Annotated in this window: 30 protein-coding genes; 12 read left to right on the top strand and 18 right to left on the bottom strand. The window is 22.3% G+C overall.

The window, feature by feature from the left end; genetic code table 4:
* Positions 1-83: 83 nt before the first annotated feature.
* Positions 84-1,790, bottom strand: coding sequence for a hypothetical protein (locus tag AACL11_RS01415; RefSeq protein ID WP_338987891.1), 1,707 nt, complete (start codon positions 1,788-1,790; stop codon positions 84-86).
* A gap of 63 nt (positions 1,791-1,853) precedes the next feature.
* On the opposite strand from AACL11_RS01415, the gene AACL11_RS01410 reads away from it, so the two are divergent.
* The 3 genes from AACL11_RS01410 to AACL11_RS01400 all read left to right on the top strand — a co-directional run bounded on the left by AACL11_RS01410 (position 1,854) and on the right by AACL11_RS01400 (position 4,161).
* A complete protein-coding gene (locus AACL11_RS01410; protein WP_338987890.1) occupies positions 1,854-2,372 on the top strand; it encodes a UPF0236 family transposase-like protein in 519 nt (172 codons plus the stop codon).
* Positions 2,373-2,410: 38 nt separating this feature from the next.
* The gene (locus tag AACL11_RS01405; RefSeq protein ID WP_338986622.1) at positions 2,411-3,424 is read left to right on the top strand and encodes an IS3 family transposase; all 1,014 of its coding nucleotides are present in this window, start codon (positions 2,411-2,413) and stop codon (positions 3,422-3,424) included.
* A 131-nt stretch (positions 3,425-3,555) separates the two neighbouring features.
* A complete protein-coding gene (locus tag AACL11_RS01400; protein WP_338987889.1) occupies positions 3,556-4,161 on the top strand; it encodes a hypothetical protein in 606 nt (201 codons plus the stop codon).
* 657 nt (positions 4,162-4,818) lie between these two features.
* Here AACL11_RS01400 and AACL11_RS01395 read toward each other — a convergent pair.
* From AACL11_RS01395 to AACL11_RS01375, 5 genes are all read right to left on the bottom strand, one after another.
* Positions 4,819-5,223, bottom strand: coding sequence for a hypothetical protein (locus tag AACL11_RS01395; protein WP_338987888.1), 405 nt, complete (start codon positions 5,221-5,223; stop codon positions 4,819-4,821).
* A 501-nt stretch (positions 5,224-5,724) separates the two neighbouring features.
* A complete protein-coding gene (locus AACL11_RS01390; protein ID WP_338987888.1) occupies positions 5,725-6,129 on the bottom strand; it encodes a hypothetical protein in 405 nt (134 codons plus the stop codon).
* 205 nt (positions 6,130-6,334) lie between these two features.
* Entirely contained in the window at positions 6,335-7,861 is a 1,527-nt protein-coding gene (locus tag AACL11_RS01385) for a hypothetical protein (protein WP_338987887.1), read from the bottom strand.
* 14 nt (positions 7,862-7,875) lie between these two features.
* Entirely contained in the window at positions 7,876-9,075 is a 1,200-nt protein-coding gene (locus tag AACL11_RS01380; protein ID WP_338987886.1) for a hypothetical protein, read from the bottom strand.
* A gap of 16 nt (positions 9,076-9,091) precedes the next feature.
* A complete protein-coding gene (locus tag AACL11_RS01375; RefSeq protein WP_338987885.1) occupies positions 9,092-9,220 on the bottom strand; it encodes a hypothetical protein in 129 nt (42 codons plus the stop codon).
* A 218-nt stretch (positions 9,221-9,438) separates the two neighbouring features.
* On the opposite strand from AACL11_RS01375, the gene AACL11_RS01370 reads away from it, so the two are divergent.
* The 3 genes from AACL11_RS01370 (at position 9,439) to AACL11_RS01360 (ending at position 11,336) form a co-directional block, all read left to right on the top strand.
* Entirely contained in the window at positions 9,439-9,798 is a 360-nt protein-coding gene (locus AACL11_RS01370; RefSeq protein WP_338973555.1) for a helix-turn-helix domain-containing protein, read from the top strand.
* Complete coding sequence (locus AACL11_RS01365) at positions 9,755-10,327, top strand: IS630 family transposase (RefSeq protein WP_338988471.1); 573 nt, start codon at positions 9,755-9,757, stop codon at positions 10,325-10,327. The genes AACL11_RS01370 and AACL11_RS01365 overlap by 44 nt, the downstream gene beginning before the upstream one ends.
* 219 nt (positions 10,328-10,546) lie before the next feature.
* Positions 10,547-11,336, top strand: a protein-coding gene (locus tag AACL11_RS01360; RefSeq protein WP_281747819.1) for an IS5 family transposase whose coding sequence is annotated in 2 segments (ribosomal slippage) — positions 10,547-10,807 and positions 10,809-11,336 — 789 coding nt in all. Because the reading frame shifts where the segments join, the coding sequence is not laid out codon by codon here.
* Here the strand turns inward: AACL11_RS01360 and AACL11_RS01355 are convergent.
* Complete coding sequence (locus AACL11_RS01355; RefSeq protein ID WP_338987884.1) at positions 11,322-11,456, bottom strand: hypothetical protein; 135 nt, start codon at positions 11,454-11,456, stop codon at positions 11,322-11,324. The two genes, AACL11_RS01360 and AACL11_RS01355, sit on opposite strands and share 15 nt — an antisense overlap.
* 339 nt (positions 11,457-11,795) lie before the next feature.
* Between AACL11_RS01355 and AACL11_RS01350 the strand changes: the two genes are divergently transcribed.
* The 6 genes from AACL11_RS01350 (at position 11,796) to AACL11_RS01325 (ending at position 16,695) form a co-directional block, all read left to right on the top strand.
* The gene (locus AACL11_RS01350; RefSeq protein ID WP_338987883.1) at positions 11,796-12,083 is read left to right on the top strand and encodes a hypothetical protein; all 288 of its coding nucleotides are present in this window, start codon (positions 11,796-11,798) and stop codon (positions 12,081-12,083) included.
* A gap of 64 nt (positions 12,084-12,147) precedes the next feature.
* A complete protein-coding gene (locus AACL11_RS01345; RefSeq protein ID WP_338987882.1) occupies positions 12,148-12,720 on the top strand; it encodes a hypothetical protein in 573 nt (190 codons plus the stop codon).
* A 128-nt stretch (positions 12,721-12,848) separates the two neighbouring features.
* Positions 12,849-14,507 (top strand): hypothetical protein, encoded by a 1,659-nt coding sequence (locus tag AACL11_RS01340; protein ID WP_338987881.1) that lies wholly within the window; start codon positions 12,849-12,851, stop codon positions 14,505-14,507.
* A 2-nt stretch (positions 14,508-14,509) separates the two neighbouring features.
* Positions 14,510-14,680 carry a hypothetical protein gene (locus AACL11_RS01335; protein ID WP_338987880.1) on the top strand — a complete coding sequence of 57 codons (171 nt, stop codon included), beginning with the start codon at positions 14,510-14,512 and terminating at the stop codon, positions 14,678-14,680.
* A 273-nt stretch (positions 14,681-14,953) separates the two neighbouring features.
* Positions 14,954-15,868, top strand: a complete 915-nt coding sequence (locus AACL11_RS01330; RefSeq protein WP_338987879.1) for an Mbov_0396 family ICE element transmembrane protein — start codon at positions 14,954-14,956, stop codon at positions 15,866-15,868.
* 37 nt (positions 15,869-15,905) lie between these two features.
* Positions 15,906-16,695, top strand: a protein-coding gene (locus tag AACL11_RS01325; protein ID WP_422397937.1) for an IS5 family transposase whose coding sequence is annotated in 2 segments (ribosomal slippage) — positions 15,906-16,174 and positions 16,173-16,695 — 792 coding nt in all. Because the reading frame shifts where the segments join, the coding sequence is not laid out codon by codon here.
* A gap of 31 nt (positions 16,696-16,726) precedes the next feature.
* Here AACL11_RS01325 and AACL11_RS01320 read toward each other — a convergent pair.
* The 11 genes from AACL11_RS01320 to AACL11_RS01270 form a co-directional block, all read right to left on the bottom strand.
* A complete protein-coding gene (locus AACL11_RS01320; protein WP_338987877.1) occupies positions 16,727-16,912 on the bottom strand; it encodes a hypothetical protein in 186 nt (61 codons plus the stop codon).
* Between the two features lies 1 nt (position 16,913).
* A complete protein-coding gene (locus tag AACL11_RS01315) occupies positions 16,914-17,102 on the bottom strand; it encodes a hypothetical protein (RefSeq protein WP_174481134.1) in 189 nt (62 codons plus the stop codon).
* A 19-nt stretch (positions 17,103-17,121) separates the two neighbouring features.
* Positions 17,122-17,352, bottom strand: a complete 231-nt coding sequence (locus tag AACL11_RS01310; protein WP_338987876.1) for a hypothetical protein — start codon at positions 17,350-17,352, stop codon at positions 17,122-17,124.
* A 16-nt stretch (positions 17,353-17,368) separates the two neighbouring features.
* Positions 17,369-18,193: a hypothetical protein gene (locus AACL11_RS01305; protein ID WP_338987875.1), complete on the bottom strand. Its 825-nt coding sequence runs from the start codon at positions 18,191-18,193 to the stop codon at positions 17,369-17,371.
* Between the two features lie 129 nt (positions 18,194-18,322).
* Positions 18,323-18,559 carry a hypothetical protein gene (locus tag AACL11_RS01300; protein WP_338987874.1) on the bottom strand — a complete coding sequence of 79 codons (237 nt, stop codon included), beginning with the start codon at positions 18,557-18,559 and terminating at the stop codon, positions 18,323-18,325.
* On the bottom strand, positions 18,559-18,840 hold the full coding sequence (locus tag AACL11_RS01295; protein ID WP_338987645.1) for a hypothetical protein: 282 nt from the start codon (positions 18,838-18,840) through the stop codon (positions 18,559-18,561). Before AACL11_RS01295 ends, AACL11_RS01300 begins: the two co-directional genes overlap by 1 nt.
* Positions 18,840-19,046: a hypothetical protein gene (locus AACL11_RS01290; RefSeq protein ID WP_338987700.1), complete on the bottom strand. Its 207-nt coding sequence runs from the start codon at positions 19,044-19,046 to the stop codon at positions 18,840-18,842. Before AACL11_RS01290 ends, AACL11_RS01295 begins: the two co-directional genes overlap by 1 nt.
* A gap of 17 nt (positions 19,047-19,063) precedes the next feature.
* On the bottom strand, positions 19,064-19,225 hold the full coding sequence (locus AACL11_RS01285) for a hypothetical protein (RefSeq protein ID WP_338975126.1): 162 nt from the start codon (positions 19,223-19,225) through the stop codon (positions 19,064-19,066).
* Positions 19,226-19,228: 3 nt separating this feature from the next.
* On the bottom strand, positions 19,229-19,522 hold the full coding sequence (locus AACL11_RS01280) for a hypothetical protein (RefSeq protein ID WP_338986729.1): 294 nt from the start codon (positions 19,520-19,522) through the stop codon (positions 19,229-19,231).
* A gap of 2 nt (positions 19,523-19,524) precedes the next feature.
* Positions 19,525-19,989, bottom strand: a complete 465-nt coding sequence (locus tag AACL11_RS01275) for a hypothetical protein (protein WP_338987873.1) — start codon at positions 19,987-19,989, stop codon at positions 19,525-19,527.
* Positions 19,989-20,285, bottom strand: a complete 297-nt coding sequence (locus AACL11_RS01270; RefSeq protein ID WP_338987872.1) for a hypothetical protein — start codon at positions 20,283-20,285, stop codon at positions 19,989-19,991. Before AACL11_RS01270 ends, AACL11_RS01275 begins: the two co-directional genes overlap by 1 nt.
* Positions 20,286-20,328: the final 43 nt, after the last annotated feature.

Below are 20,328 nucleotides of genomic sequence, written 5' to 3'. Positions count from 1 at the left end.
ATACTTTTAAATGCAAAATAACGCCTAAATTAAAGGCGTTTATTTTGTGAGACCTATAATATTAATTATAGGTCACTTGTTTATTATATTGCAAATGTGAAGATACTTTTTTTCACAGTAGCATTATTTTTACCCCTAATTACATTTTTATATGGATACAGTGCATAAAACAAAGCATCATATGGGTCTTGGTACATATTTTTGTCTGGAATGTTAGTTTTTGTTTCATCATAACGTAATTCTTCTAAACATTGAGTAGTTTTTGGTAAATCATCTTTATTTGCATAAAAGTTTCCATAACTCATAATATTTCTCATTCAAACTACTCTATTAGTTAATCCTGCTTCTTGATTTAAATTTGAAGCATGTTTAATAGCAGTTTGTGTTATTAAAATAATATTATGTTCATCTATTAATTTTTGATTTAATCAATCCATTGCTGTTCTTGCTTTATCATCATAAAAATAAATTGCTTGTTCAAAATTTTCAAAATTATCCATTAATCCTAAAATTTCATTAACATAAGCATTAATTTTTTCATTTTCATTAATAAAATCATTTGGAGTAACTACTAATTCACAAATAACATAAGGGTCATAATATCCAGTATTATTATATTCTTTAAAACCAATTATCATAAATACAGTATGGTCTTTTGGTCCCGTAGCTCAATCAATACCAACACTATAAAAATCAAATTTATACATATCTTTTTCTTGATTATAAAATTGTTTTAAATCATATTTTTTTCAATATTTTACTACTTTTTGAAATGGAAAAATTGTTGCATCACTATCTAAAAATTCAAAACCATAAAAAACAGTATTAAATTTATCAGGATTACTTTTTTTCATTTCTAATAATGTTCTTTTTTGAATATCTGGTAATTTATTTCAAAATGGTTGAATAGTAAATCTTAAAACAAATAAACCTAAACCACTAAACATATCTTGATTTTCATAATAAATTTTGCCAACTTTTTTAAGATTTTTAATTATTTCATCATTTAATGGTAAAAATGGCGTACAGTATTTTAAATAAAATGGATGATATTTATCATAAGGATTACATGTAAAAGTAATAAAGAAACTTTTATAAAAATAACGAGTAATTAATTTTCCAAAAGTAGGACTATATATATTTTTATCAATAAAAGTTCAACTTCATTCTTTAATAGGTTCATTTGATACTTTAATACGATTACTTCTAAACATAGAGTTTTGTAAACGTTCATATCGATATGTTAATTCTTTATCAGTTAATGTTTCTTTTTCTTCTGCCATAATAATTTCATCTGTTCTTGAACCTAAAAAACTTGAACCACCGGCTTCTTTTCCAAAAATCTTATTACCATTAGCATAACCAATAAAGTCAATTTGTTGATTACTAGGAAAAATAATACACCCACCGTCCTTAGTAATTTTTCATTTAATACCATGTGGATTATTAGGTAATAAATTAATATTATATGTATCTAATAAAACTTGACAAACATTCATTAAAGCACCAATTGTAGTTTCACTATGAGTATTTTCATATCGTCTTACTTCTTGAACACTACTATCACTAAAATTACAACATATAAATAAATCAAATGCTAAGCAGTTTCAAGTTTTTCTTGTTCCACGTGCTGTTGGTATAAAACGATAAAAACAATTAGTAGTGAAAAATTCTGCTCATTCATCACCAACAAATTGTTTAAAAATATCTCAACTAAAACCATAATTATTATCACTAAAATTAAGATTATATTTTTTATTTAGTTGTGCATAACTATTAATAAAAGCCATATTTACTCCTTATTAACATATATAAGTTAAAATTAAATTATTTAAAAGAAAGGAACATTAAAAATGATAAAATTACCATTCCCTAATCTTTTTGATTGAGACAAACACGATTTTAATCAAGATGAATTAAGTTTAAAACAAACAGAAGAATTATTTGCAAAAATAGATGAACAACTATGAAATGAATGTGATAAATCTGTATATAAATCATATAGATTCAGAAAACGAAAATTAAAAGCAAAAAAAGGTTTATTAAATTATAAACGACGTATTTGTACATATTATAACATAGAAAAACAAAAAACTGAATACGTATCTTTATTAGATAACTATCTTGGTGTTAAAAAATATAGCAAACTTGCACCTAATGTTATTAAACAAATTATAAAATATTTTGCTGATGATAAAAAATATCGTGATGTTTGTGATACTTTTATTGAAGGTTTAATAAGTAATAGTACAGTTTGTAGAACATATCAAAAATTTGAATTACCAAAAGCTAATATCCCTAAAATAGTATTGCAACCAAATCAAACTTTTGGATGGGGCCACTTAGCCCTTTTTACTAGACCATTAATTTAAAAAATCTGAATGTATTCTAAAAACAATTGTGTTATATAATGAACACTAATTTTGACCTGAAAGGATTTTTATTAATGGATAAAATTAAACAAATAGCATTAATAATTAACAAATTAAATATCAAAGAAAAAATTAAAATTATCGATGATTGCAAAAATCAATATTCAATTAGAAACTTATGTCAATATCTTCAATTAAACAGATCAACATATTACTTTTTAAAAAATAAACAAAAACTTATTAAAAAAGAAAAAAATCATATTATTAATTGCAATCATAAATATCAAGAATTATGCCAACTTTTAATCGAATTTCATTCTACAAGAAAAGGTAGAATTTATGGATATTTAAGAATTTTTTCAGCTTTTAAAGAGTGATTAAAACAAGAGAAAAATATCATTTTAAATATAGAATTATCAACAAAACAAATGCGAAAAATTATGAAAAAACACAATATTCAAGGATTAAAACAAACTAAAAATAACTATCCTAAAAACAAAAAAAATCCAAATAAGTGAATACCTACAATGGATAAAGTAAACAAAGATTACAAAAGTACAACCGCTTCAAATCAAATTTGATCAATGGATACTAAACAAATAAACACCAAAGAAGGTTGACTATATCTTTTTGTAATTATTGATTTTTATTCAAATAATGTTGTTAGTTATAATACATTTTCAAATAAATCATATCAAGATTTAATTCTTCCTGCACTTGAAAAAATAAACAACCAATTTTCTTGAAATCAAATAAAAAACGTTATTTTACATTCAGATAACGCCAACGAATTTTATTGTCAAGAAATTACAAAATGAGCAAAAAACAAACAAATAATTTTAAGCAAAAAACAACCATATGATATTGGCGGTAATGTCATATCTGAAAATTGATTTTCACATTTATCTCAAGAATGATTGCCTAAAGACTCAAATCAATATTTAACAATCAATGAAGCTATTAATGATGTAAATCAATATGTTATGTTTTATAATTATGAAAGAATACATTCTAAATTTTTAAAACCACCAATATTACAAATAAAAATTTAGAAATATCTATCAAAATATGGTCCAGTAATTAGGGCTAACCACCTTCCACTTTATATATAAATATTGATGATGGACATAGAAAATTTAAGTTTAATGAAAAGCATAATACTAAAAATTGTAAAAAATGTTCTATGAGATTATTAGTATTTTGTACTGGTAAAAAGAAAAATGGAAAATTAATTAATAAAAGAGCTGTATGTAAAATAAGAGTATCAAAAACAGAAATTGGTGCAGAAAAAACAACAAAATTAATTCAAACATATGGTAATTTATATTTTGAAAACTTTGACCAAGCAAATTTAATAGTTTGTGGAGATAGTGCAAAATGAATTAGAAAAACTGCTACAATTTTAAATGCTAAATTTATTTTAGATAAATTCCATGCTTTTCATGTTTTATTTCTTGGTATAATGGCTGGAAGAAGAAAAAATAAAATTGCTAAATTACATTATGAAAATGCAATAAATTTATTTTCCAAAGGTCAATATTATGAATTAATTGATTTTTTACAATCACTAACTTTACAATATAAAAAAATAAAAGTTGGTTATTTTATTAATGCAAAAGATGGCGTATTAAACCAAGCATTAGTTGAAAATATTGGTTGCTTTACTGAAACTAATATTAAACAAATTTTAAAGCATATGATTGGTGATAGAACCTATAATATTGATATGTATACAAAAATGGTTAATTTTAAATGCTATCAAATAAATACTGCCATCCAGTTATTATAAAATAAAAACTTAAATTTAAAAAAACTAAAAATAAAATAAAACTTATTAAAGTTTACTTTAATAAGAATTTTTGAGTTATAAAAGTAAGTATTATTGTTGACTAATATTTTACAAGTGTTAAGATTAACATACAATTGCATATTGAAGTCAAAATTATTCTCGTCTAACTTTATAATTTTAAGACAAATTTGAATATTATTGACATCTTCGGTACGCTCCCAAATTTAAAAATAAAAATCGCAACCAAAAGTAATTAGGTTGCAACGTGTTTATTTTTAAATTCCCTTAATAAGGCATAAAAAAAATATAAATAAAAAACTAGATAGGCTTAATTACTTGCAAGGTGTACCTAATACTAAATATTGAATTTTTATAATTTAAATTTATCATATTTAATTAAAATTGCAAATATAATCTTTAACTTGTCATTATTTAGTAAAATTTCCTATTAGTTATCGAGTAATAATTTCCCAAAAGTGAAGTTATTTATATAACTTATAATTAATAATAATTCGATTTAAAACAGCCCTTTTTAGGGCTTTTTATTTTTTGAATACTATAAACCATATAAATTTTTAAATCGTTTGAATATGAGCAAATTTGGTGCCTTAAAATTCATTTTAAATATATAAAGATATTGCAATTGCAATATCTTTTTTATAATTTTAGTGAGTTTATTTTAAAACCCTTATAATTTTTATTTTCAAAGCTATTAATTTCAACTTCATCAAACTTTTTTATTTTTAACTTTTCTAAATTTTTGTTATAAATTTCCATTTTTAAATTTGATATTTTTTTTAATTCTTCTTTTATTGAATTAAATTTAATTTCAAAATAATTTACTTTTTGAGAAATAATTCTATGTTCATTTTCATATTTTCTTATTTCATTTCTTATTTTTAATTCATTTTTATTGTTAATATCTTGATTTGTTAAACAAGATATTTTTTTATTTATTTCTTTTTCTTTTCTTTTTTCATTATCTAGCTTTTTCTCCAAACTTCTAAATTCATTACTTAACTTAGAAATTTGATTTTGAATTTCTTGTAATTGTTTATCCATATATTAAAAATCCTTTCAAAATTAGAAACCTAATTGTTTAAAAATAAAACAATTAGGTTTCTAAAACTATTTTTAATTCATATTTATTATATTCATTAAAAATTGGTTTGTAAATAAAAAAGTTGCTATATGAAAACAAGGAACTAAATTTTTAGGGGTTATTTAGAATTTGTGTTTATTTAACAGTGTAACTTTCCAAAATAATTTAATTTTTGATAAATATTTTTGGGAAATTTTCACTCGATATTGACAATATAATCTTTAACTTGTCATTATTTAGTAAAATTTCCTATTAGTTATCGAGTAATAATTTCCCAAAAGTGAAGTTATTTATATAACTTATAATTAATAATAATTCGATTTAAAACAGCCCTTTTTAGGGCTTTTTATTTTTTGAATACTATAAACCATATAAATTTTTAAATCGTTTGAATATGAGCAAATTTGGTGCCTTAAAATTCATTTTAAATATATAAAGATATTGCAATTGCAATATCTTTTTTATAATTTTAGTGAGTTTATTTTAAAACCCTTATAATTTTTATTTTCAAAGCTATTAATTTCAACTTCATCAAACTTTTTTATTTTTAACTTTTCTAAATTTTTGTTATAAATTTCCATTTTTAAATTTGATATTTTTTTTAATTCTTCTTTTATTGAATTAAATTTAATTTCAAAATAATTTACTTTTTGAGAAATAATTCTATGTTCATTTTCATATTTTCTTATTTCATTTCTTATTTTTAATTCATTTTTATTGTTAATATCTTGATTTGTTAAACAAGATATTTTTTTATTTATTTCTTTTTCTTTTCTTTTTTCATTATCTAGCTTTTTCTCCAAACTTCTAAATTCATTACTTAACTTAGAAATTTGATTTTGAATTTCTTGTAATTGTTTATCCATATATTAAAAATCCTTTCAAAATTAGAAACCTAATTGTTTAAAAATAAAACAATTAGGTTTCTAAAACTATTTTTAATTCATATTTATTATATTCATTAAAAATTGGTTTGTAAATAAAAAAGTTGCTATATGAAAACAAGGAACTAAATTTTTAGGGGTTATTTAGAATTTGTGTTTATTTAACAGTGTAACTTTCCAAAATAATTTAATTTTTGATAAATATTTTTGGGAAATTTTCACTCGATATTGACATAGGATTATTAATAACATTTACTAATTTATGATAAGTTCTAATAGTTCTAAATATTTCTCTATATACTTTAAAACTATCTCTAATTACTTGTTGTACCACTGGTGGAGCAAATGCTATTGCTTTTAATCATTTATTATGATTAACACCATAACCAATGTATCAACCACTATATCAACGATATCAATGGAATGGATGTATTTGAGTAACAAAAGTTTCTGCTTTAAGAATACTATCAACAACTGTAATTGGTTTATATTTAGGATTGCGATGATAAATAGTAATTGCACATTTATCTAATGATAAAGGTTGAATTTTGCAACCCATAAATACTGGGGAATTTAATGGAATTAATTGTGCATGTTTAATTGCTCTTTTTTCTACACTAGTAAATAAATCAGTTGCTTTTTCTTTTAATTTTTTAATTTTCTCAAATGCTTGTTTTTCTAACTTTTCAAATTTTTCTTGTAATTTATATATACTTTCTCGTATTTTTTCAAAATATGGTGTATCTTTTCAAAATTTATTTAAACCTTTTTTTAAGTAAAATCTAATATCAAAATATTTAAAAGTTTGATTTGCTTTTAAAACAAGTTGATGAATAATACTATTTTTAAAATTAAATTTAATAGCATTGGCACGAATTTTTTGTAAATCCAAAATTAAAGTTTTTCCATATCTATTTTCTGTATGTATTGTATGAACTAAATTTAATCAATCATGTTGATTCATTTTTAATACTTCTTTTAATTCAGTATTATATTTTTTTAAAAAATTATTTGCTTTTTCAATATCTTTAATCTTAAATTTAGGAGTTAATTGTGGACTTAATTTTATTAATGTATTTTGTAATAATAAGTAATCTTTTAACTCTTGTGCTTCTAATTTTTGAAAATTATTCTTATATTGTCTTTCAGCAACATAACCTAAATCTCGTAATACTGTTTCACGATTAGGAGTAAAACTATAATTCATTAAATAACGTTTATTACCAATAATTTTATCTGTTAAAATTTCTTTTCCACTTATTTGACTAATAATTTCTTGTAAATTTTTTGCTTCTTTAACACCTATTTGTTCTAATGTTTTAGTTTTTTCTGCTAGTTTAATAAATTTAGTAGTACGATAACCACGACTAATTTTATTTAGTCCAGCAAATGCAGGTAATACATTAAAGAAAGTATTTAATTTTGTTACATTTCCTTTTAAATAATCATAAACTTGATTAATAGTAAAATCAGTTAAAAATTCTACACCAACAGCACTAATACTAGCAATTAAATCACTTGCACCTAATCCAAGTGCAAAAGTTTCACTTAATCCACCAGTAAAAGGAGCAAGCGCTACTGCTATTACTTGTACACCAATCATTTCTAAAATTTCTCATCAAAAACTTTTATTTTCTTGTTGTTTACTTATTCTAGTATGTTTTGGTTTATTTATGTTTAAAAGTATTGCTGTACTAGTTGTACCAATTGGCATGGTATTAATTTCCTTTATTTAAGAGTTATTTTAATTGGATTTGTTGTTCCTTTATAATTTAAGTCATTAACATTTGCAGTAATAGTTATATATAAGTCACCTGCTTTTTGTTTTTGATTACTTACATTAGTTTTTCCTTGTGCGTCACTAAAATATTTAATAGTTGGATTTGTTAAATTTGGATTTAATGATTTAAGTTCATTAGTACTTTTTATTTGTGTATTTAATTCACTATTATTGTTATTAACATTTGCAGTAATATCAGTTGTTAAATTTGTAATTTTAGTTTTTAAATCAGTTTTATCAGTATTAATAATTCCACATGCCATTCAACGTGATGTTGTTTCATTATTAGAAATATAAAGTATGGCTTGACCTGTAACTTCTCCACCAACTAAATACATTCTTCCAACTTTACCATCTGCCACTTCTTGAACATAAATAATTGTATCTTGCAACATATATTTTTTCATTGCTCTTGGTGTTGCTAAAACAAATGACATAATTTCATCATCATTTTTATCATTTTTAAAAGTCATATAGTCATCCATTACAATTTGACATAAAACACCTTTAATATATAAATCATTACCATTTAATCTTAATTGTTGTGCAATTTCATTATCAGTAATTAAACCTTTATTATCTGCCAAATAAACTATACTATCATAAAGAGAATTAGTAATAAAGAATCTACAATTTGCAATATTTCTATATTGAAATAATGTATTTCATGCCCCCAACATTGCTTCTACATATTTAATTGCTTGTGCTTTTGGTTCTGTTGATTTTTCAATCATAAATTTAATTGCATATTTTGCAATTACATTAGTATTGTTATTAGCTAAATAATCTGCTAAATCATTAGCAACTTCATATTGCATACTTTGTAATAAATTTTGACCATTTTCTGCTAATAAATCTTTTGCTGCAATTGTTTCGCCAGCAACGGCTTCTTCTGTAATTTCTTTAATAATTTTATCTGTATCAGCATATCCAACATCTATTCTTTTACTTTTATCATTTCATTGAAGAACTTTAACTTTTGGGTCTTTTGGTTTTTTAACTATAAATTCAATTCTTGTTGAATTAACCATTTCGATAGGAAAAAAACTTGCCCACGGACTATTTGATTGTTTAAAAAATTCTATAAATTCTGGTGCTTCTACTAATTTTTCGGTATTATCTAAATTTTGTTTGAATGGTACTTCCATTTTTTATTTTCCTTCCTTATAATTTATTTTTATTTTTATAATCCAATAATGTACTTTTTATTGAATTTGGTTGATTTGTTATTATTGTTTGTGGTTTGCCACCTGTATTAATTGTTTCTTTAAATACTGGTTGTTCTTTAATCATTTTTTTAATAATTTCTTCAATTTTTGAATTTTCTAAATTATTAGTTTTAAATTTTAAATAATCATAAAATTCATTTTTAACTTGATATTTTTTAAATATAGCTAACGAAAGTAATGTTTACTCATAAATAATGTAAAATAATAATATGTAATTTAAACAATTCTTGCACTTACAAGTATAATTCAGCAATAATTAAAATAGATTAGGAAGATTAAATTATGCCAAAACCATACAGTGAGGACTTACGAAGAAAAGTAATAGAAGTTTATGAAAGTAAAAACATGAAAATTAAAGAAATTTGTAAAGTGTTCAATATCACTAGAAAGACTTTATTTTTATGAAGAAAAAGAAAGCAAAAAACCGGAAATATAAAACCAATTTTGAATTATCAAAAAGGACATAGCCACAAAATAAAGGATTTAGATGAATTAAAAAATTATTTAGCAGAAAATAAAGATGTTACAGTTCAAAAAGTAATTGAAAAATTTGGTGATATGACAAAAGAAACAGTTTATAACTATTTCAAAAAACTAAATTATACATATAAAAAAAACTTTTCTATATGAACAAAGAGATAAAAATAAACAAGAAGATTTTTTAAAAGAAATAGCGAAAATAATGAATGAAGATTTGGTATATATTGATGAATCTGGAATTGATGATAATGAATTTTATAAATATGGTTGGTCTGAAAAAGGTAAAAGATTATTTGATAATAAACCTGCATATAAAATAAAGAGAATGAGTATAATTGGTGCACTAAATAAAGGTAAATTAAAAGCTCTATGAGCATTTGAAGGACATTGCAATAGTAAAATTTTTGAATCATATGTTAAAAATATACTAATTCCAGTATTAAAGTGTGGACAAATTATAGTTTTAGATAATGCGACGTTTCATAAATCTAAAGCAACAAAACAATTAATTGAAAATGCTGGATGCAAACTATTATTTCTTCCACCATATTCTCCTAATTTAAATCCAATTGAACATTTTTGATTTGCTATAAAACATAATATAAGAAAAATATTACCAAATTATTGACCAAATATTAAAAACGCGATTGATTTTGTTTTTCAAGATATGAGTAAACATTACTTTAGTTAGCTATATATTAATTATTTCTTTTTCTTTTATTTCTTGATTAAGTTTATTTAACTTGTTTTCTGCTTCATTAACTTTATTTTCTATTTCTTGTGAAGAAGCATTGTTTTCAGTTAAAGGTTCAGTTGTTTGTTGAACATTATTTTCATTTTCTAAGAACCTGTTTAGAATCTTTTAGAAAATAATGTAAAATTACTATATATTTTAAAATAAGAGGTATATATGCATAAAAATTATCCAAGTCATGTTACTAAAGAACAATTTGAGAACATAAAATCAACTTTAGAAAACAGCAAAAAGAAAACAAAACCAAGAAATTTAGATTTATATGAAGTGTTTTGTGCAGTTTTATATGTATTAAAAAGTGGTTGTCAATGAAGAATGTTACCAAAAAATTTTCCAAAATGACAAACTGTATATTATTATTTCCAAATTTGAAGTAAAAACAATGATAAAGAACCTAGTGTATTGCAATTAATTTTAAAAAAAATTAGTTAAAAAGATTCGTATTAAGAATCATCGAAAAGAAAAAACTAGTTTTTGTATAATTGATTCGCAAAGTGTTAAAAATACAGATACTACTGAAAATAAAGGTTATGATGCTGGTAAAAAGATTTCAGGAATAAAACGTCATATTGCAGTTGATACGCAAGGTTTACCACATGCAATTTACATAACTACAGCAGAAAAAACAGATCGTAATAGTGCTATCATAATGATTAAAAGTGAAAAAGAAAATCTTTCTACAGTTCAAAAAATAATAGTAGATGCTGGCTATACTGGTGAAAAATTTGCTTCTGCAATCAAAACAATCATAAATGCAAATGTTGAAGTTGTAAAACGTAATGAATTACATTCTTTTGTAGTACTACCAAAAAGATGAGTTGTAGAACGAAGCTTTGCATGATTAGAAAAATGCAGAAGATTATGAAAAAATTGTGAAAGAAAACTAAATACTAGTTTACAAATGGTTGTTCTTTCCTTTATTTCAATTTTATTAAAAAGATTCTAAACAGGTTCTAATAGTTAGGTTAAGTTTATTCTTGGCCTGATGTTTAGATAATTTATTAATAATAATGTCATTTATAATTTTATATTTATATTTTTCTTTCATAGTCATGCTTCTTTCCATATTTATCACCAAGTATATTTAACCTCACTTTTTGGGAAATTTTCACTCGATAACTAATAGGAAATTATCACTAAATAATGACACTTTATTTTTATTTGCAATTAAAAATAATTATGATAAAGTTAAGTTATAAAAATTAAATACTAAAAATAGGTACAACCACTTGAAAATTATGACCTATCTATAAAGATATATTTTTGTCTTTCTTTCATCTAAAGAAATTTAAAAATAAACGCGTTGCAACCTATTACTTTGTTGCGATTTTTATTTTTAAACCCAATTTGAAAGGAAGATTTTTTATGAAATATAGCAAATATAAAAGTAAAGAAGCTGAATATAATGCAGTTATCAAATAAAGAGCAAGAGCTTCTATCAACTTATCAAAATTGATTAAAAGAAAATAATTTAAGTGATAAATGTAATGTTAATTTTATTGAAGCAAATTCTATACTAGTTTTTCAAACATGAAATTTAGAAGAAATCATTAGTGAAACTTTATGACTAAAAACTGATAATAAAAAATGACAGTTTGATATTAAAACTTTAGGTGAGAAGTTTAATCAATATTTTTCTTTAAAAGAAATTTTAAAAAGTTTTAATGAAAATCGAACTAGTAATTGTGCCTAAAATAAGTATAATTTACTAGTATTATATGGAAATATAGAGAAAAAATAAAACAGGAGATAAAATCATGAAAAAAATAAAAATATGACTTGCTAGTTTTATGTTAGTAACTTCAATAGCACCGATAGTTAACCAATTCGTTTCAAATACTATTTTTAATAATCAAAAAGATGTTGTAAGTTATTCAAATGAAATTTTTGACAATCAAAATTCTAAAACCGAATTTATTGACCCACAACAAAAAGTTGAATTTAAAGAAGCAAAATATTATTTAAAAACAAAAGATAAAACTTTTGTAGGAACACATAAAAATGGATTATGAGAAAGTGTTAATGGCATAGATTTTATTCAAATTATTGATACTTCTTCTTGAGGTATAACTTCTCTTGCAAAAGATAGTAAGGATAATATTTATTTTGGAGCAGTTACGAATTGAAACCCTCCTGCTCTTTTTGGTTTATATGTTTTAAAAAAAGGAGAAAGTAAAACAATAAAATGTTTAAATGATGATAGTAAACCATTTAATGCTATAACTATTGATAGTCACGATAACATGTATTTGGGTGCTTATCCTCCTGTGGGTGGTGAAGTTGGAGCATTTATTTTAAAAATCTTAATTTTAATAATCCTATTGCGTTAAGAGATATAAAAGATCGAATATTATCTATTAATATTGATAAAAATAATAATGTTTATTTTGGAGCAGAATATGTAGATTATTTATGAGTTTTAAAAAGTGGTGCAACAAAACCCGAAAAGATTTTAGGTGTGCCTGGTCAACCTAAAACATCCATTGAATCTATTAATTTCGATAGTGAAAACAATATGTATTTAGGTACAAACAACGGTTTAATTAAATCAATTGATAAAGTTAATTTTATTTTAATAAAAACAACAGAAAATACCAATATTCCACATTCAGTTGATAAAAATGTTTTAATTGATAAAAATAATAATGTTTATTTTGGGGTTTTTGATGTTTTCGACAAATTATCAGAATTATATATTTTAGAAAATGGTTCCCAAACACCAAAAAAACTATTTGAAAAAATTAATAATAATATTTTATGAATTGATGTTGATAATAAAAATAATATATATTTTGTTACAAAAAATGGCTTTTATTTTTTAGAAAATATTTTAAATTGAACTAAAAACAGAACTAATTTTAGTTTAAAAGACAAAACAAAAAGTATGTATTGATTAAATGATAATCAAATAGTTACTAATGGACAGTTACATTTAAAAATAGAAGGTAACGAAATTGATGACGTTAAAATTAATTTACAAAGCTTAGAATATACAAATAAAATTTGAATTGCTGATTTACCCAAAGATTTAAAAGAAGAAAAAGATATAGATTTTAAAATTAATACTTATTTTACAATTGATTCTAAAAAATATAATTCAGAGATTATTGTTTCAAGTTTATTAACTACTCCTACAATTTCTATAAATAAAACAATTGGTGGAAGTGTAAAAGATTATTCAGGAATATTGCCAAATGCTTCAAATATAGGAGATATCCCATTAACAAATGATGTTTTTTATAGTAAAACCGCAGTTGAAGTAAAATTAGAAAAACCAACTCTCACAACATCATTGACTGGTATAGTATATGGTTTAAATCAAAATTGAGAAAAAAATGGAGAAAGTAAAAATTTTGACTTAACTAGCATGTATAAAATTGATGGTTCACAATTAAATGCTTATCTTGGTAGATATTTAATTGAAACTAGTGATGATATTGGTAATAATCAATTTTATTATTTAGTAGTTTCAAATGATGAAAATAATAAAATATCTGATTTTTGAATAACAAATGAAGGAAATTATTTTTATGATTGAGCATTTTTGAATGGAATTGATAAAGAAAAAATTAAAAATTTTAAATCATTAGCTTTAAATAATATTATTAAACAAAGTATTAATTGAAATAAAAAACTTGCTACTAATCAGGAATTATCTAATGCAATTGAAGAATATATATCTAAAAATAATAAAATTGAAATTAAAAATTTAATAAGTGAAGATGAATTAATAGACAAAATAAAAATGATGTTACCAAAGTTTGTAAATATACCTAATGAATATACAAATAATTTTGATATTTCAAAAATAACGTTTAAAATAGTTAAAAAAATAACAACAAATCAATTCAAACCAAATGATGTTGTTTCTGTGACAGTTTTTTATAATGGTGTGCAAAGTTTAAAAAGTTTTGAACTAAAAATTGAAAAACAATCAGATAATAATGGTGGTTTATCATTTTTAGTTTGATTTGGAATTATAATAGCAAGTATTTTAGTTTTTATTGTTGTGCCATATTGTATTTATAAATTTTATATACTTCCTAAAAAAATAGGTAAAAGATGAAAAAAATTCAAACAAGAAAGTCAAGAAAATAACGAAAGTGAGAGTGAATAAAAATGAATGAAACAGTTGAATTAGTAAATAAATTAATTTTAATAATTACTCCTATTGTTATGACTATATTTATATCATGAGCAAGTTGATGTATTATTTCACATGCTACTGCTATGATGTCTGCAAAAACTATTGAAGCAAAAAAAAGAGCAAAGAAACGCTATTATTTTTAATTTATGTGCATTGGCACTTGGATTGCTTGCTCCAGTAATTGTACTTGCTCTTAGACATACTATTGCTAATTCTTTCTCTACAAATACTTTAATTAATTTATTATGTTTATTTTAGGCAGAGAAAGGAAAGGAATTAGGGGTCTTTTTCCCAAAATAAGAAATTTAAAAACAAATCGTAAATTTAAAGATGTAAAAGTTTTAAAACAGGTTGAAGATTTAGAAATATTTTTTAAAATTTCAAAATTAATTTTTAAAATTTTCACTTTTATATTTTTGCCAATATTTTTAATTTTAGTTATTATACTTGCTGTTGTTTTTGCTGTATGACATTGATTTAATCCTACAAATAGCGATTTATTGCACATAAGTAATTTTTTAAATTATGATAATTTAAATATTAATAATGATTTACAAAGTAAAAATTTAGTTGGAGGATTTGTTGAGTCTGTTTTAGAAGCTGTTTGTGCAATTTTATATGTTATATTTATTAGTCCTATTTTATGGGTATTAAGTTCTTTTCAAGTAATTATTGTTTATATGGCAAGTGGCGGACTTTTAACTGAATTTTTATTTGGTAATAATTCAACATTTTTAAATGTCCCAAAACCATTTGTAATTGTTAGTGGTATTGCTATTGGATTAATGACATTATTTTTTACTTTAAAAATGTTTGAAATAATGAATGCTAAACATAATGTTAAAACAATAAAATTAAAAAGTGGAGTAACTAACATTTTATTTGCTCTGATTGGAGTTGTATTTATTCCGATAATGTTTATTATTTTAAATACTTTAATTATTGGTATAACAAAAATTATTGCTGAAAGTGGTAATTTATCTACAACTGACTTAGGACTTACTGTTTTTAATTCATCATTTAAAAATGGTATTCATTATTTTAATTATGTTCCAGATGATTGAAAATTTGAAGATAGTAATAATTTTAGTTTTATAATTTGTATTATTGCTGAATTGTTTGTTTGCTATTCAATGTTTTTGATTGGTATTATGTTGATATGAAATGCATTTGAACTTTTAATTTTATTTTGTATGTCACCCTTACCAATAGCATGATGTATTGAAGATGAAGGAAAAAGATTTCGTGCTTGAAAAGAAGTAACAATTGCAAGATTTATTAATATTGCCATTATTTTTTTAAGAACCTGTTTGGAATCTTTTATAAAATAACGTAAAATGACTATATATTTTAAGATAAGGGGTATATATGCATAAAAATTATCCAAGTCATGTTACTAAAGAACAATTTGAGAACATAAGATTAATTTTAGAAAATAGCAAAAAGAAAACAAAACCAAGAAATTTAGATTTATATGAAGTATTTTGTGCAGTTTTATATGTATTAAAAAGTGGTTGTCAATGAAGAATGTTACCAAAAAATTTTCCAAAATGACAAACTGTATATTATTATTTCCAAATTTGAAGTAAAAATGATGGTCAAAAACCTAGCACTTGACAATTAATTTTAAAAAAAATTAGTTAGAAAAGTTCGTATCAATAATGACAGAAAAGAACAAACTAGTTTTTGTATAATTGATTCACAAAGTGTTAAGAACACAGATACTGCTAAAAATAAAGGTTATGATGCTGGTAAAAAAATTTCAGGAATAAAGCGTCATATTGCTGTTGATTCTCAAGGCTTACCACATGCAATTTACATAACCACAGCAGAAAAAACAGATCGTAATAGTGCTATAATAATGATTGAAAATGAAAAAGATAATCTTTCTGCAGTTCAAAAAATACTAGTAGATGCTGGTTATACTGGTGAAAAATTTGCTTTTAAAATCAAAACAATCATAAATGCAAATGTTGAAGTTATCAAACGTAATGAATTACATTCTTTTGTAGTATTACCAAAAAGATGAGTTGTAGAACGAAGTTTTGCATGATTAGAAAAATGCAGAAGATTATGAAAAAATTGTGAAAGAAAATTAAATACTAGCTTACAAATGGTTGTTCTTTTCTTTATTTCAATTTTATTAAAAAGATCCTAAACAGGTTCTAACATTTAACATTTTCCTAATCTTATCCCAATAATCAATCTTTAACTAATTGTGGCATTTCACTTATTAATTTTTTATAATCATTAACAGCATTTTCCAATATTTCAATATCAGAAAATTTAAAACAATTTCCTATATCTAAATCAAAATCTCTATCAATTTTGATATTATCTTTTCTATATTTTTCATTAAATTCAATTTTTGTCATATTATTTTTCTCCTTTATTAATTTTTTCGTTTAATTTTGCTAATTTTTTTTGATGTTTGATAATTTTGTTATTTGCTCTAACATGTTTTGGAGTTGTGATAAATCTTTTTAATAAAACAATAATTTCTCTGCAAATTAATGTTCCAACACTTGTTCCAATAATTATTAATTCATGTAAAAATTCTTTCATTTCAATATTTTCCTTTCAACTATTTATTTTCCATTTCACTTTCATTTTTTAAAATAAATCTAATAAGATTATCAATTTTTTTATTTAATTTGTTACTTAATTCTTGTTGGTTTGGAGTTGCAATACCATCATATCTATTAACTAATTTATTTCTTAAATCTAATGCTTCATTTAATCTTTCATAACTAAATTTAAGCGTTTCTCTTTTCTCTTTTATAATTTTTAAATCTTTTTCTATATCTTTATTCATAAATTATTCACCTCCTTTATAAACTCATGTGATTATAATCTCAATTTAATGAAGCATTATCGTGATTTAATGCTACTTCGCTCATATTATCACTACCATATTGACTAGTTGTTTCACTATTAATTGTGAATCTATTATCATTAATTAATCTTGCAGTTTCATTATTAAATGCTGTTTCTTGCATTTCTTCATTATGATGTGTGGTTTCCATAGGTAATAAATTATTGATAATTTCAGAAGCACCAGCAATTATGGTAGGTACTGCATAAGCATTATTAAAATCATTATTAATACCCATAGTAACTCCACTTGAAATTAAACATCCATCAGTAGCCATATTACAAATCTTTCTTATTGTTTCAAATTTATTAGGTATTAACTCAGTTAATCCACTAATAAGATTTGATATACCATAAGCATTTAATGAAATATAAGTATCTCAATCCATTAATAATTGATTTTCTTGTTTATTTAATAATAATCATGGAGGACCTTCAGTTGTAGTTGTAGTAGTTATTGGAGTTGGTGTTGTAGGAATAATAGGACTAATATTATTTTCTGTTCATTTACTATAATTTGCTAATCCAATTGTTCCTAATCCTAATAATATTTTTTTACTACTATTAATTAATTTAGTTTTAGTATTTGGTCTTTGATTTAAATTTCAAATATCTAAACCTAATTTTTTACCAAATAATAAACTATTAATTGAACCTAATACTGGATTACCTATTACTTGACCATAATAAGCACTTGTACCAATCATTGCACAAATTGGACTTATACCAGTTCTAATTAATTTAGTTAAAGTATAATTTGATTGTGTATTTTCGTTTGGCATTTTATTCTCCTTTATTTGTTTTTATCAGTTCTCTTATAACATCTAATAATGAATCTACTACATAAGAATTTAATTCAAATTCATAATTTCTAATTTTAATTTTTTCCTTTTGCATTTATTTGTTCTCCTTTAATTTTTTAATTGTTTAATTGTTACTTTAATTCAACCTTGATAAACATCATTATCACCAACTATTAATGCAACATTACTTTCAGGGTCAGAAACAATTATGTGTTTTGATTTAACATTTGGGTATTGTCTTAAAATAATTGCTCTAATATCATTACTTGTATGAATTGCTTTTGGAAATGGTGATAATATTTCAATTTCATCTTTATTTTCAAATAAAGTAGGTAATATAATCATTAGTCAATTTCTCCATTTTCTATTTTTTCAATTAATAAACCGAAAATTCCTTTAAAATTTATATTTTTAATATGTTCAAGTAATTTTTCTTTATATTCATTAATATATTTTTGAGCCATTTTTCTTCTTATATTTTCAACTTTAATCATATGTTCTTCACAAAAATATCTTATTTGAACATTATCTTTATCTAATTTTGTTGGTAAATTAGTACAATTAGTTATATGTTTACCAACTTCATTAACTTCACTAAAACAACATGGTATATTTTCTTTATTCATTATTTACTTTCCTTTCTATATTTTTTTTCTTGATGTATTAATAAATTTATTAAAATTATTTGTTTATCAATGTCACCTAATTTTTTTAAAAGATATTCATATCTTTTTTTAAAATCTTCACTATCAATATCTCTATCTTTATAAATTAAATTTTTCAGTTTTTTTATTTTATATAAGGTTTTTGGGGAATATATTTCTCCATCCATACAAAGAAAACATTTCATTATTTTATTTCCTTATTTTCAATTTGATTAGCAATTTCATTTAATATTTTCAATACTTTATATTCATTTTTTAATTCTTTAATAATAAATATTAAAATTATTATTAGTGTTATACTTGTTATTAATATTGGTACTATTAATAAAATTTTTCATAATATCATTTTTTACTCTTTTCATTTTTTAAATCATTTAACATTAATTGAACAAAATGCACGATTTTTTTTAATATTTAAAGTATTAAAGATTTCACCAGTTACTATAATTTCATCGTTTTTGTTTAATAAAATACAGCGTCTATAAAGTTTTGGTTTATTAAAAATTAAAGTAACATAGTTTAATCCATTTCATTGACCACGAACACTATAATATAATTCTTTATTACCTTTTTCGTAATATTTTGCTTCAATAGTGTTACTAAGTTTTACTGTTAATTTGACATAATTTGTTTTATCTTTCATTTTTATAATTTCCTTAAATAATTATCAAAAATTAATATTTTTTTATGATTTTTTAAATAATATTGAATATGTTTATAAGCATCTTGTTCATGTTTTGTTAATTTTATATTTCCTTTATAATTTTCTATTTTAGTTTTATTTTTTGGTTCACTTTCTAGATAATCTCAATTTATAACATCTTGTACTAATACCATTAATGCACCAATAATTTTAGGGGTTGCTAATGGATTAGTTAATAATTGTTTTGAACTTAAAAAGAAATTTTCTACAATAACTAATATTTTTTTATCAATAAATTTTTCTTTAATTAATTGAAATTTTTCTTTATAAATATTTTTAGTTCATAAAACAGTTAATGTATTGAATGTTTCATTAAAAACAATATTATTAGTTTCATTTGAATATATAACAATTCCATTATTACCAATACCAGCGGGGTCAATACCAATAATTAAGTCATATTGCATTATTCAAGGTCACAATTTTGAATTTTTTCTTGTAATTTCATTATTAATTTAAGTTTTCAATTACTAATATTAATTTTAATTACATCACTCATATCATCTTTAAGTAATTCCATAAATTCATTTTCAAGATAATTAATTAAATTTTCCTTATATTGATTAATTACTTCTTTTTTAAAATCTTTTCTTAATTTTTCTATATTATTTAAATGTTCTTCTGTTATTTCTTTGCTACGATTTTTATTATATTCATTAATAATTTCTTGGTCTTTATAAGAAAATGGTTTTTCTTTATTCATTATTTATACCCCCTACTTAACTTAACATTTAAGATACAGTCAT

The sequence above is a fragment of the Spiroplasma endosymbiont of Dasysyrphus albostriatus genome (assembly GCF_964019495.1).
GTDB lineage: Bacteria > Bacillota_I > Bacilli_A > Mycoplasmatales > VBWQ01 > Spiroplasma_E.
This window is presented reverse-complemented; position numbering and strand designations above follow the sequence as displayed.